Annotated in this window: 11 protein-coding genes; 10 read left to right on the plus strand and 1 reads right to left on the minus strand. The window is 70.9% G+C overall.

Annotated features, from left to right (window positions below; genetic code table 11):
• Nucleotides 1–221: 221 nt before the first annotated feature.
• From ABT130_RS01225 to ABT130_RS01240, 4 genes are all read left to right on the plus strand, one after another.
• Nucleotides 222–2,171, plus strand: a complete 1,950-nt coding sequence (locus ABT130_RS01225) for a hypothetical protein (RefSeq protein WP_350911174.1) — start codon at nt 222–224, stop codon at nt 2,169–2,171.
• Nucleotides 2,172–2,448: 277 nt separating this feature from the next.
• The gene (locus ABT130_RS01230; protein ID WP_350951837.1) at nt 2,449–5,421 is read left to right on the plus strand and encodes an ATP-binding protein; all 2,973 of its coding nucleotides are present in this window, start codon (nt 2,449–2,451) and stop codon (nt 5,419–5,421) included.
• Between the two features lie 262 nt (nt 5,422–5,683).
• Complete coding sequence (locus ABT130_RS01235) at nt 5,684–6,970, plus strand: MurT ligase domain-containing protein (protein ID WP_350911178.1); 1,287 nt, start codon at nt 5,684–5,686, stop codon at nt 6,968–6,970.
• Nucleotides 6,960–7,676, plus strand: a complete 717-nt coding sequence (locus tag ABT130_RS01240) for a type 1 glutamine amidotransferase (protein WP_350911180.1) — start codon at nt 6,960–6,962, stop codon at nt 7,674–7,676. The genes ABT130_RS01235 and ABT130_RS01240 overlap by 11 nt, the downstream gene beginning before the upstream one ends.
• A gap of 62 nt (nt 7,677–7,738) precedes the next feature.
• On the opposite strand, the gene ABT130_RS01245 is transcribed toward ABT130_RS01240, so the two are convergent.
• On the minus strand, nt 7,739–8,101 hold the full coding sequence (locus ABT130_RS01245) for a DsrE family protein (RefSeq protein ID WP_350951839.1): 363 nt from the start codon (nt 8,099–8,101) through the stop codon (nt 7,739–7,741).
• A 385-nt stretch (nt 8,102–8,486) separates the two neighbouring features.
• Between ABT130_RS01245 and ABT130_RS01250 the strand changes: the two genes are divergently transcribed.
• The 6 genes from ABT130_RS01250 to ABT130_RS01275 all read left to right on the plus strand — a co-directional run bounded on the left by ABT130_RS01250 (nt 8,487) and on the right by ABT130_RS01275 (nt 12,702).
• A complete protein-coding gene (locus ABT130_RS01250) occupies nt 8,487–9,155 on the plus strand; it encodes a LysE family translocator (RefSeq protein ID WP_350951840.1) in 669 nt (222 codons plus the stop codon).
• A gap of 76 nt (nt 9,156–9,231) precedes the next feature.
• Nucleotides 9,232–9,741 (plus strand): heme-binding beta-barrel domain-containing protein, encoded by a 510-nt coding sequence (locus ABT130_RS01255; protein WP_350911186.1) that lies wholly within the window; start codon nt 9,232–9,234, stop codon nt 9,739–9,741.
• A 91-nt stretch (nt 9,742–9,832) separates the two neighbouring features.
• Nucleotides 9,833–10,138, plus strand: a complete 306-nt coding sequence (locus tag ABT130_RS01260; RefSeq protein ID WP_350951842.1) for a DUF2470 domain-containing protein — start codon at nt 9,833–9,835, stop codon at nt 10,136–10,138.
• Between the two features lie 427 nt (nt 10,139–10,565).
• A complete protein-coding gene (locus ABT130_RS01265; protein ID WP_350951844.1) occupies nt 10,566–11,501 on the plus strand; it encodes an NAD(P)-dependent oxidoreductase in 936 nt (311 codons plus the stop codon).
• Between the two features lie 524 nt (nt 11,502–12,025).
• Nucleotides 12,026–12,292, plus strand: coding sequence for a hypothetical protein (locus ABT130_RS01270; RefSeq protein WP_350951845.1), 267 nt, complete (start codon nt 12,026–12,028; stop codon nt 12,290–12,292).
• The gene (locus ABT130_RS01275; protein ID WP_030924489.1) at nt 12,289–12,702 is read left to right on the plus strand and encodes a Fur family transcriptional regulator; all 414 of its coding nucleotides are present in this window, start codon (nt 12,289–12,291) and stop codon (nt 12,700–12,702) included. Before ABT130_RS01270 ends, ABT130_RS01275 begins: the two co-directional genes overlap by 4 nt.
• Nucleotides 12,703–12,746: the final 44 nt, after the last annotated feature.

Here is a 12,746-nt window from a genome sequence, read left to right on the forward strand (position 1 = left end):
CGGCGTCGTCGGGAAGGTCGTCACTTCCGGGGAGGCTCCTCGGGGAGGGAGGGGGCGGCGACGGCGATCGGTGACGTCCATCCCATCCGACCCATCGATCCCTTAAGTGGTGGTAAAACTGGGGAAAATGCAGCGGATTGACGGGAACGCTGCCCGAATATGATGTCGAACTCTTACGCTGTCTCAGAGGCTTCCGATGAGCCCGATGGCGGAGGGGTTCCGTGGCGGACGTGCATCCCGAGCATGCGCAACTCCAGGCGGACCGGATCTACCTGGGCTGGCAGTATGCGCTGTTGCACCCGGATCCAGGTCCGGCTCCCAAGCGACCCTCGCCGGTGGAGAATCCCGCGGAGCCCGTCGACCCCGAGTGGGTGCGCAGGGAGCGCCTCAACGAAGACCTCCTGAACCGGCCGGTCAAGATCGTCCGTGCGTTCATGGCCGCGCTCGCCACGCTGATCCTCGTCCTCGGCCTTACCGAGATGCTGAGCTGGTCGTTCGCCGTCGTCGGGGTGATCGCCGCCGGTGGCATCGCGGTGTTCTGCAGCTACGCCGTCCACCAGGGCGACCGGGCGGTCCGCCACCGCATCAGGGAGCGGGAGGTGGCCGGTGACCGGCTACGGGAGGAACGGGATCGGGAGCTCTTCGCCGCCCAGGAGGAGCACGCCGCCCGCTACCGGGAGTGGGCCGAGAAGAAGGAGCGCCACGACCGCCAGCTGACCTGGTACGCGGTGGCCGTGCCCGACGAGATCGACCGGATCGACGTGGCCGGCGGCACGCTGCCCGGTTGGTCGGCGCTGATCACACTGCTCGGCGCGACCCGCCTCTACAGCGGTGGCCACCTGACCGTGCTCGACCTGTCCGAGGGCGCGATCGCCAAGGACCTGATCGAGCTGGCGCGCAGGGGCGGTGACGACCCGCTGGTCTGGGTGTTGCCGGTCGACCTCCCCAAGCTCGACCTGGGTGCCACGCTGGCCCCCGAGGCGTTCGCCGACGTCCTCGCCCACGTCGTGAGCGTCAGCGAGGAGCACCGCACGACCAGGGACCTGTCGTTCGACAACGCGATCCTGGAGCGGGTGCTGGAAGTCCTCGGCGAGAGTGCCACGATCAACCAGGTCACCGCCGCGCTGCGCGCCCTGGCCCAGGTCGGCGACCCCCGGGAGGACCTGCGGTGCGGCCTGATCACCGCCACCCAGCTGGAGCGGATCGGCACGCTTTTCGGCCGTGGCGTCAGCGACCGCGTGGTGATCGAGCGGGCCTGGGCGCTGGAGTCGCAGCTGCGCAAGCTGGAGACCCTCGGCTCGGAGGCGGTGCGCCTGCCGCCCGCGCGCCTGCGGGTCGTGTCGATGGACCGCCAGGCGGGCGTGTTCGGCAACCGCGTCCTGGGCACGTACGTGGCCACCGCGCTGACCCACATCCTGCGCCAGTCGCCCGCCTCCGAGCGGCCCTGGTACCACACGATCATCGTCGCGGGCGCGGACAAGCTCCGCGGTGACGTGCTGGACCGGCTCATGGACGCCTGCGAGACCTCCAGGACCGGGCTGGTGCTCACCTATCGCTCGCTGACCCCGACCGTGCGGGAACGGCTCGGGCGCGGGCACGCGGCGGTCACGTTCATGCGGCTCGGCAACGCCGAGGACGCCCGGATCGCCAGCGAGCACGTCGGCACCGAGCACCGCCTGGAGCTCGCCCAGCTCACCGAGACGATCAGTGCCGCCGGGGCCGGTATGGACGGCGGCTACATCTCCACGGTCGGTCAGGCGGAGGAGGGTGACGACGAGCGCGATGTGAGCCGCGCGGACCTCAAGGAGGACATCACCTTCTCCACCGAGTGGGGCCGCCGCGCGACCAAGGCGATGGGGGAGACGGAGCGGGTGTTGCACCGTTCCCGGGAGTTCCTCGTCGAGCCTCACCAGCTCCAGCAGCTTCCCACCACCTCGGTGATCGTCACCGACGCCACCGCCGAGGGGCGCAGGGTCCGTCTCGCCGATGCCAATCCGGCCATACTGACCTTCCCCAAGACGACGCTGGGCGAGTTCGACGAGATCAAGGAAGCCGTGCTGGAGCGCGTACAGGAGAGCAAGGCGGAGCCACGCGAGCCGAGTCCGTTCGAGGACGCGCCGCCCAATCTCGGCCCGCCCCCGGCCAGGCTCGACTGGCGCCGCCGCCAATGAGGTCCGGGCCCGTGCCGCCGACGAGCCGGTGGGCGGGGATTCGGCCGGTGGGGATCCGGGTAGCGATGATCCCGTCGGGGACGGTATCGCCGGGCATGCCAACGGGGCGTCCGTATGTCGTAATGGGATGGTCAATGTGGAGGTGCGAGCCCCGAGTCAGGTTCGACCGTGGTTACGGGGGTGACCTACCCCCGATTACGCGTCGGCCGGTATGGCGGAGTGATCCGTGAAGCGTCAACCCTCCGGCCTGGAGCCGGGTCCCTCGGGTGGAGACCAAATGCAGCCAAGTGTGTCCCGTCCGCCCAACGCCCTGACCGGTCCCTGGTACAGAATCCAGGCGATCACAGCGCCCTCGCGCAGTTCCTCCGCCGAGTGGGACTTCGTCACGGTCCTGCCCGCCGTGCTCTCCACGGCCCAGCGCAACCGGCCCTTCGTGGTCGGCTGGCTCTCCCGGGGGTCCGGCGCCCCGCTGGAGCTGATCACCAATGCGGGGCCGCTGACTCCGCCGCGCCCGCCCCGCAGGGCCGCCACCGAGGTCGAGCACGCCCCCGGCGGCCCCGAGCCGTTGCTCTTTCCCAGCGGCGCCCGCGGTGTCCGGATCGGTGACGAGTGGCTCCGCGACCTGTCCGACCTGGTGTGGACCGTCTGCCCCGGCCGGCAGGCCCCGCCGCTCGGCGGCCGTCGCGAGCCGGACGCCGACGAGATCAGGCGGCCGACGCTTTTCGAGTCGACGCTGGTCACGCTCATGTCCCGGCCGTTCGCCTGGCTGGTGGTGGCCGAGCAGACCGACCTGCTGGACGCCGAGGTCGCGCACCTGCGCACCCAGCTCAACGTGTTGCGGCAGTACGGCGACGCCTCCGAGCGCTCCCGCTACGACGCGGAGCGGGCCGAGCGGCGCATGCAGGAGCTGGACGCCTTCCGCGAGGCGGGGCTGTGGAACGTCCGGCTGCTGGCCGGGGCCGCCGGTCCCGAGGAACTGCGCCAGATCGCCCCGGTGCTCGTCGGCTCCGCCGAGATGAGCCACCACCCCTACCGCCTGCGCAGCGCGCTGTCCGGTCCCGTACACGGTTTCGCCGAGGCACTGGCGGTGACCCTGCAGGATCCGGCGGACGGTGCCGCCGCCCCGTTCGCGGCCACCGCCGGGGCGCTCGCCGCCCTCGCCGGGCTGCCGCACCGGGAGGTGCCGGGGGTACGGGTGCTCGACGCGGGCTTCTTCGACGTGACCAGCGAGGCCGACACCGCGCCCGGCACGCCGGCCGTCGAGCTCGGGGCCATCCTCGACGGCCAGGACAGGCCGGTCGGCTCGTTCAGGGTCCCGCTGGCCACCCTCAACCGGCACGCGTTCGTCACCGGCGCCACCGGCTCCGGCAAGTCCCAGACCGTCAGGCACCTGCTGGAGCAGCTCACCGGCGCGGGCGTCCCGTGGCTGGCCATCGAGCCGGCGAAGTCCGAGTACGCCTCGATGGGCGGCCGGATCGAGCACCTCGCCCCGGTGACCGTGATCAACCCGTCCGCCCCGGAGAGCGTGCCGTTCAGCGTGAACCCGCTCGCTCCCGAACCCGGCTATCCGGTTCAGGCCCACATCGACATGGTCCGGGCGCTGTTCATGGCGGCCTTCGACGCCGAGGAGCCGTTCCCGCAGATCATGTCGCTCGCCCTGCAGCGGGTGTACGAGGCCAACGGGTGGGACGTGGTCACCGGCTGGGCCGCTCCCGGCGCCGCCGTGCGGCCCGCCGTGCCGACCCTCGAACAGCTGCAGCGGCACGCGATGGAGGTGATCAAGGAGATCGGCTACGGGCGGGAGGTCCAGGCCGATGTGGAGGGCTTCATCTCGCTGCGGCTGCGGTCGCTCCGGGTCGGTTCCGCCGGCCGGTTCTTCGAGGGCGGCCATCCCGCCGACATCGGCGACCTGCTCCAGCGCAACGTGGTGCTCGCGATCGAGGACGTCGCCAACGACGAGGACAAGGCGTTCCTGATGGGCACGCTGATCATCCGGATCGTGGAGCACCTGCGGATGCGGGCCAGGAAGGAGCGGAGCAGCGGGCTGAAGCACGTCATCGTGATCGAGGAGGCGCACCGGCTGCTCCGCGACCGGGGCGCGGGGCGGGCCAGCACGCACGCCGTCGAGCTCCTGGCGGGCATGCTCGCCGAGATCCGCGCGTACGGCGAGGGCATCGTGGTCGCCGAGCAGATTCCCACGAAACTGGTCCCCGACGTCGTGAAGAACACCGCGCTGAAGGTCATCCACAGGCTCCCCGCCGAGGACGACCGCCGGCTGGTCGGGGCGGCGACGAATCTGAGCGAGGAGCAGTCCCGGCAGGTCGTCTCGCTCCCGCCCGGCGTCGCCGCGGTCTTCGCCGACGGCATGGACCGGCCGCTCCGCATCCAGGTGCCGCTGGGCGAGGACCGCGAGCGCCCGGTCCCCGGCCACACGCCGCCCATCTGCGGTCGTCGCTCGGCGGCGTGCGGGCAGGAGTGCCGCAACGGCCGGGCGTGCACGCTGGTCGAGCTGCGCGAGGCGGACCTGCTCGCCGAGGCGCCCGAGTGGGCCTGGCTGCGGATCTGGACGGACACGCTGGTGCTGGCGTTCTGTACCAACAGGCCGGCGCCCGGGGTGCCCCGGGCACTGGCCGACCTCTGGGCGGAGCTCCCGGCACGGCGGCGCGAATGCCTGCTGGCCACGACCGCCGAACGGTGCGTGGGCCGCCGCGCGTGGTCGTTGCGGACCGTCCACGACCCGGCCAAGCTGACCGAGCAGGTCGCCGCGATCGCGACCAGGCTGCTCGGTCCCGACCGCGACCCCGGCGAGCGGCCCGGACCCGCCTGGGTCATCCCGCAGGTGCGGTGGCTGCATGAGGTGGACCGGCTCTTCCCGCACGGCCAGCCCGCGCCCAACCCGCGCGGCTCCGCGCCGGTCATGGAGTACGCCCTGTTCAACCGTCCCGCGGGCGGCTCCGAGCTGCTCGGCCACCGGGCCAAGGCGCTCCGCCACCACCCGCTCTCCATGGAGGTGGACCGTAACCGGGAACTGGCCTGGCGGGTGATCCTCGGCGACGACGAGCGCGAGAGTGTGGAGCGCGACATCCTCACGGTCACCATCGGCATCGACCCGGCCGAGCGGCTCCGGCACGTGGCCCAGACGATGGGGGCAGGCTGGCTGGAGAGCGTGCTGTCGTGGCCGCACCGGTTCGTGCTGCCGTTCGACGCCGATTCGCAGGAACCCGTCGAACTCGCCTTCGCCGAGCAGTGAGGCGTGGCCGGGAGGGATATCCGGCCACATCTCCCGCTGTGGAGCCTGTGGAGTTCGTTCCCGCCGTATGGTGAGAGCGGTCTGGTCTGCGGCCTTTACGCTTGACCATCACCGGCCGGGGTGTGTGACGTGCCGTCCGGGGGTGGGGGTGCCGAAGCCCGGCTAAGATCTGCGGCATGAACGATTCGGCGATTCCGGCCCCGCGGCCGGGCCGGCCGGCCGCCGGGTCGTCCCGCGAACGGTCGCCAAGCGAGGAGACGGCATGACTCAGCTTCCGCTGCGGGCGCAGCTCGCCACCGCTCTCGGCCGGACGGCCGCGACCCTGTCCCGGGTCACCGGACGCGGAGACGGGTCGGTGATCGGAGGCCGGGTCAGCATGCTCCTGGAGCCCGACCTGCTGCGCCAGCTGGCACGCGACCGCAAGCTCGCGCTGGTGAGCGCGACCAACGGCAAGACCACGACGACCCGCCTGATCACCTCCGCACTGTCGGATCTCGGCGACGTCGCCACCAACGCCTTCGGCGCCAACATGCCCGCCGGGCACGTCTCGGCACTGTCGTCGGCCAAGCACGCCCCGTACGGGGTGCTCGAGGTCGACGAGAAGTACCTGCCCGAGGTGATCGACACCACCGGCGCCGGGGTCATCTGCCTGATGAACCTCAGCCGGGACCAGATGGACCGGGCGGGCGAGATCTGGCTGCTCGCCCAGAAGTGGCGGCGGGCGCTGGCCGGCAAGAACACCCATGTGATCGCCAATGCCGACGACCCGCTGGTGACCTGGGGCGCCTCCACCGCGGCCTCGGTCACCTGGGTGTCGGCCGGGCAGCCGTGGAAGGAGGACTCCTGGTGCTGCCCCGAGTGCGGCGGCCCCCTCGACCGTAAGGGCATGGAGTACGTTCCGCCGGGCAGCCTCGGCTCCGGTGCCTCCTCGCAGGCCGGGGAGAACGACTGGGCCTGCCGCGAGTGCACCTTCCGGCGGCCTGAGCCGTCCTGGGTGCTCGACGACGACGCGGTGATCGACCCGCGCGGGCAGCGCTGGGTGCTGGACATTCAGCTCCCCGGGCGGGCCAACCGGGCCAACGCGGCGATAGCGCTGGCCACCGCCGAGGCGTTCGGGCTGCCCGTCGAGCGGGCGCTGCCCCGGCTGCGCGAGGTCAGGTCGGTCGCCGGCCGCTACACCACCGTGGAGCGCGGCGGACGGCACGCCCGGCTGCTGCTGGCCAAGAACCCGGCCGGCTGGCTGGAGGCCTTCGACGTGCTCGACTCCTCGCTGCCGGTGATCCTCTCGGTCAACGCCCAGGGCCCCGACGGCCGCGACACCTCATGGCTGTGGGACGTCGACTACCGCGTGCTGCGCGGCAGGCCGGTCTTCGTGACCGGTGAGCGGCGGCTCGACCTCGCGCTCCGGCTGGATGTGGCGGACGTGCCGTTCCAGCTGGCCGGATCGTTCGAGCAGGCACTCGGCGCGCAACCGCCGGGCAAGGTCGACGTGATCGCCAATTACACCGCCTTCCAGCAGATTCGATCGGAGTTCGGTCGTGCAGTCTGACAGCGCTCTACGCCTTGTCTGGATTTATCCGGACCTGTTGAGCACGTACGGCGACCAGGGCAATGTCCTGGTCCTGGAGCAGCGCGCCCGGCGCCGCGGCATCCCGGTTGAGACCGTGCACGTGCGCTCGGCCGACCCGGTCCCGGAGAGCGGTGACATCTACCTGATCGGCGGCGGCGAGGACCGGCCGCAGATCCTGGCTTCCGAGCGGCTCCGGCGTGACGGCGGCCTGCACCGGGCCATCCAGCGGGGCGCGGCCCTGCTGGCCGTGTGCGCGGGCTACCAGATCATGGGCACCACCTTCGGCGGCGAGGAGGGGCAGCCGGTCGACGGCATCGGCCTGATCGACATCTCCAGCGGCCGTGGTGCGGGCCGGGCCGTCGGCGAGCTGGCCGGGGAGGCGGACCCGGCGCTCGGCATCTCGACGCTGACCGGCTTCGAGAACCACATGGGCGTCACCCGGCTTGGGCCCGGTGTCCGGCCACTGGCGCGTACGGCGGTCGGCACGGGCAACGGCGACGGCACCGAGGGCTGCTACACCGGCAAGATCGTCGGCACCTACCTGCACGGTCCGGCGCTCGCCCGTAACCCCGGCCTCGCCGACCTGCTGCTCACCTGGGCGGTGGATGCCCAGTTGCCACCGATCGACGACTCCTGGTTCGAGCGCCTCCGCGAGGAGCGCCTGGCCGCGGTGCTGCCCGGCTGACGCCGGAAACCGGCCGTCCGGCCTTGCCGGGCGGCCGGAGGGCGTGCCTCACCAGGCGGCGTTCAGTAGACGAGAGCCTGGACGCCTTCGCCCAGGACCTCCTCGACGAACGTGGGGGCGCCCGCGATGCGAATGCCCTCGATCACGTCGCCGACCGTTATGTCGCGCCGGGCCGCGCACTGGGTGCACAGCGTCACCCTGCCGCCGGCGAGCACCGCGTCGAGCAGGTCGCCGAGCTGGGCGGCGTGCGGGAGGGTGAACTCCTTCGCCCGTCCGGGGAGGGCGAACCACGCGGACTCGCCGGTCAGCCAGAGCGAGACGGGGACTCCGCTCGCCAACGCCGCCGCGGCCACCGTGAACGCCTGGTTGCAGCGCTCGGGTGAGTCTTCGCCGGCGGTAACCTTGATCACCAGTGATCGTGCCATGCCCGAAGCCTATGCGGGTCCGCCTCGCGGGCGCGAACCATATCAGGGCGGTTCCAGGTCCTGTTTCCTGGATCTTTTGCCCACCGCGGTAGGTCGGGCGGCGCCGCACCGCGTTGCCGCCGCTCCCTCCTCCGTCCTGCCGATGCTGTGGCCGGAAACGATCAACGGGTTCACGGGTGGCCGTTCACACCGGCTGGATGTGCGGTGGTGGAACCGGTCAGGAAGGGCAGAGGCCGCGGCGGATCGTGCGCCGTTGGGGCGGCCGGTCACTCTCACCCACAGCCTGACGGCGCCCGGTCCGGGAACCGTTTCGGTGACGGCACCGGCGACGCGCGGCCGCCGCGTTCCGCGCGAAACGCGTTGAACAGGTGATACGCGCACAATCATGATGAACTCCATGGACCTCATCTCCTCCCTGCCCGCCTTCATCCTGGCCGTGGTGCTGATCTCCGCCTCGCCGGGGCCGGCGATGGCGCTGATCCTGCGCCGTGCGGCCCTGCGCGGCTTCTCCGGCGCGGTGCCCACCGTGCTGGGCCTGGAAGCCGGTCTGTACCTGTGGGCGTTGCTCGCCGCCGCCGGGCTCGCCGCCCTGGTGGCCGCCTCCGAGGTGGCCTTCCTCGTCCTGCGCGTGGTGGGCGCGGGTTTCCTGCTGTACCTCGGGATCAAGGCCTGGCGCTCGGCGTGGCGCGGGCGGGAAACCGGCGGGGTGGCCGAGGAGGTCGCGGTCGGGGAGCCGGTGCCCGGCTCGGCGCTGACCTGGTGGAAGGCGTTCGGCGAGGGATTGGTGGTGATGCTGGCCAACCCGAAGGCCGCCGCCTTCATGATCGCGTTCTATCCGCAGTTCGTACCGGCCGACCAGCCGCTGTTCGCCACGACCGCGCTGCTCGCCGTGCTCCAGGTGGTCATCGAGATCGTCCTGTATCTGGCGCTGGCGGCCGTGGTCGGGCGGGCAGGCGCGTGGTTCCGCCGCCCGGTGATCCGGCGTCGGCTGGACGCGGTCAGCGGTACGGTCCTCGTCGCGCTGGGGCTGCGGGTGGCCGTCGAGGGCCGTTGACGCGCCGGAGCCGAGCGAGCGTCTGCCAGGCCCTCACCACGGCGAGCGTCGCGTGACAGGGCCTAGGCTCGGACCCATGGACGTTCCCGAACTGCATCCCGACCTTGAGCCGATCGCCTTCCTCGTGGGCGTGTGGGAAGGCGCCGGCGTCGGGGGATATCCGACGATCGAGAGTTTCAACTTCGGCCAGGAAATCGTCTTCGGCCACAACGGCAAGCCGTTCCTGACCTACAACAGCCGCACCTGGCTGCTCGACGAGGCGGGCAACAAGGTCCGCCCGCTGGGCGTCGAGACCGGTTTCTGGCGCCAGCTCCCCGGGCGTCAGCTGGAGGTGTGCCTGTCACATCCCACGGGCATCGTGGAGGTCTACGTCGGTGAGGTGGTCTTTCACAAGATCGAGCTGCATACCGACGTGGTGGCCCGTACCGCCACCGCCAAGGAGTACACCGGAGGCCACCGCCTCTACGGCCTGGTCAACGGCAACCTGATGTGGGCGTACGACATGGCGGCCATGGGCCAGCCGCTTCAGTCCCACATCTCGGCCGAGCTCAAGCGGGTCGGTGACTTCGTCCCCGACGCCGGGTGAATTCCCGAAGGGGCGCGAGCCGGGTACCGGATGAGCGCTCCTGCTCGCACCCGGGGGCGACAGAGGCAGGGCGCTGACTACGCTCTGTGGGATGAGCACTCCCTTCACCCCCGAAGCGGTCGAGGCCATCAAGCGCCACATGAACGACGATCACGCTGACGACGCGCTACTGATCTGCAAGGGCCTCGGCGGACAGCCCGAGGCCACCGGCGCGACGACGACCGGTGTCGACGCCGAGGCGATCGAGTTCGCCGCCGTGGTCGGCGAGCTTGAGATTCCGGTCCGGGTCCCGTGGAGCACCACGCTGACCGAACGCGCGCAGGTCCGTACGGAGGTCGTCCGCCTCTATCGGGACGCCTGCGCGGCCCTCGGCGTCCCCGCCCGCGGCGAGCACTGACCGGGAGCCTCCCCGATCCGGGACCCCGCCGGCCGGCGTCGAGCGCGACGGCCGCGAGGATCGGCGACGGACCGGTCACCGGAGCCGAGCCCGGTCGCGGACCTTCGCCTTCCACTGCCCCGGGGCACTGTACGGAGCCTGCCCCGGGGCACCGCTATGGAGGCGCCGGCCGGAAGCCGGGGCCGGTGATTACGGCGCTGGCCGGGGGTTTTATTCGGATGACCTTATTCGTTGGCTTTTTCCGGCCTTTCATACCTTGAATGCATTTTCGTGCGGAATTTCCCGCTGGAGGAGGCCACGAAGGGACAAGTCCGAAAACAGGAGAGGCTGATGGGGCCGTTGGTGACAGTCAGGTCAATGTCGGGACTGATCACGGCATTCGTGGAAAGCTCCCAGATGCTGAAATTTCCTGAAATAAGGAGGCGCGGTGAAACCGCGAGCCCTTGTGCTGGCGCCAATGCGAGGTCCGGAGTGGGACCGTCTGAGAGAGCTGATCGACGTCCACTACGACCCGGCTGAGCACGGTCCGTACCAGGCTGCCGACCTCGCCCGGCGGCTCGCGGACATCGGGGCGCGCATCCTCATCACCGAGTCCGACGAGGTCGCGGGCCCGGTGCTGGATCTTCCCCTGCTGGTGGTGGGCTGCGCCCGCGGCGACGCGGGGAATGTGGACCTCGGCGCGGCCACCGACAGGGGCATTCCCGTCGTCTGCGCCCCGGGGCGCGACGCCGACGCGGTGGCCGAGCTCACCCTCGCCCTGATCCTCGCGGTGACCCGCCGGGTGGCGGTCGGCGACCGTGAGATCCGCTACGGCGTGGTCTCCTACCGGCGGCACCGCGCGTGGGAGCTCGCGGGCCGGACCGTCGGCCTGATCGGCTACGGGGCGGTCGGCCACGCGGTGGCCTGGCGGATGAGGGGGCTGGGCATGCGCGTCATGGTCTACGACCCCGAGGCGGCGGAGAACCGGTACGGCCTCGACGTCCTGCTGGCTCAGGCCGACGTCGTCTCCGTACACGCCCCCGCGTCCGCGAGGCCGCTGATCGGCGCTGTGGAGTTCGCCGCGATGAGGACCGGAGCGATCTTCGTCAACACCTCCGACGCGGCCCTGCACGACATGGACGCCCTCGTCGGAGCGTTGAAGGCGGGCCATCTGGGCGGCGCGGCCCTCGACAGGTTCGCCGGGGACTGGCTCGACCCGTCCCACCCGCTCGCCGACATGGACAACGTGGTGCTCACCCCGCACCTGGGCTCGGGGACCTACGACACCGAGATCAACCACACCCGGATGATCTGCGAGGACATCGTCAGGATCCTCGGCGGGGAAAGCCCGCTGCACTGCGCCAATCCTGGTTTCCAGGGGTGACCCCCAGCCCCTCGGCCCCGAGGGTGTCACGGTCCCGGATCCGTGCGCCGCGGCTTGACGGGGGGCGACCGCGACACGATCCGGAGTCGTACGGGAAAGGCGCGTCCCGGCCCGGGGCGGAGGGCCTGGAAAGAGGAGTGCCGGAAAGGGAAGAACCCCGGACCGCTTCCTCCTGGCTGAGCAGGAGGGCCGGTGGACCAAAGGCGGGAGTGCCCGCCCCCGGCGGCCCGGGGTTCCGGTGATTGTCGTGGATTCGCCGAACGTCGCCAGACGCCCGGACAGAGTCCGGTCGCGGCGTCCTAGCGGACAGCCACCTCGCTAGCCCAACTATGATCAACCATTGTTCGGACCACCTCCTTTCGGCGTGCCTGTACGTTACGAAATTCCGCGCCGTCAAGGCAAGCGAATATTCGCGGCCCCACGCAACCGATGGCTCCCGTCCTGAGGCCGACCCCCTGACCAGGCCCGATATGGCCTGATGGAACGGGGGACGCGAGTAACAGACAAATGATCACGCTCTCATCGTGGGGGCCGCGGACGACGACGAGCTCTACGACGCGGCGCGCACGGCTGAGCGAATCCTTGGCCGTGAGGTGAACATCAGCCGGATCTCCTCGGCGTCGTGGACCGATGACACGGACAATCCCTTCGTGATGTCCCTGCGGAGCAGACCTCTCCACCCGCTGATTCAGAAGCGGATCACTCCTCCAGCCTCCAGCGAGGCTGGAGGAGATCTTCGGCGGGAAGGGGTGGGCGTGTGGAGCCCCGATGCTCATAGACTCTTGGCATGACCGAGACGTCGTGGCATGAGGAACTGCGGGCGCGCGGTTACCGGGTCACTCCGCAACGCCAGCTGGTGCTTGAGGCGGTCAAGGCCTGCGAGCACGCCACCCCGGAGGAGATCTGCAACCGGGTGCGGGAGACCGCTCGCGGGGTGAACATCTCGACCGTCTACCGGACCCTTGAGCTCCTTGAGGAGCTCGGCATGGTCACCCACTCCCATCTCGGGCACGGTGCCCCCACCTACCACCTGACCTCCGAGGCCGATCACGTGCATCTGGTCTGCCGCGGCTGCGGGGAGATCAGCGAGGTCAGTCCGGATCTGGTGGAGAGCTTCGTCGACAACCTCGACCAGAAGCTCGGGTTCGTCACCGACGTGCACCACCTGACGGTCTTCGGCCGCTGCCGGAACTGCCGCTAGCGGCGGGAACCCGGCCGCCACCTTCGCGGACGCGGCCGGCCGGG

This window comes from Streptosporangium sp. NPDC001681 (genome assembly GCF_040298085.1).
Classification (GTDB): Bacteria; Actinomycetota; Actinomycetes; order Streptosporangiales; family Streptosporangiaceae; genus Streptosporangium.

What these genes read in the sequence shown, in the direction of transcription:
- ABT130_RS01230 (WP_350951837.1), top strand. Translation starts at nt 2,449, where the DNA reads ATGCAGCCAAGTGTGTCCCGTCCGCCCAACGCCCTGACCGGTCCCTGG.
- ABT130_RS01235 (WP_350911178.1), top strand. Translation starts at nt 5,684, where the DNA reads ATGACTCAGCTTCCGCTGCGGGCGCAGCTCGCCACCGCTCTCGGCCGG.
- ABT130_RS01245 (WP_350951839.1), bottom strand. Translation starts at nt 8,101, where the DNA reads ATGGCACGATCACTGGTGATCAAGGTTACCGCCGGCGAAGACTCACCC.
- ABT130_RS01250 (WP_350951840.1), top strand. Translation starts at nt 8,487, where the DNA reads ATGATGAACTCCATGGACCTCATCTCCTCCCTGCCCGCCTTCATCCTG.
- ABT130_RS01255 (WP_350911186.1), top strand. Translation starts at nt 9,232, where the DNA reads ATGGACGTTCCCGAACTGCATCCCGACCTTGAGCCGATCGCCTTCCTC.
- ABT130_RS01260 (WP_350951842.1), top strand. Translation starts at nt 9,833, where the DNA reads ATGAGCACTCCCTTCACCCCCGAAGCGGTCGAGGCCATCAAGCGCCAC.
- ABT130_RS01275 (WP_030924489.1), top strand. Translation starts at nt 12,289, where the DNA reads ATGACCGAGACGTCGTGGCATGAGGAACTGCGGGCGCGCGGTTACCGG.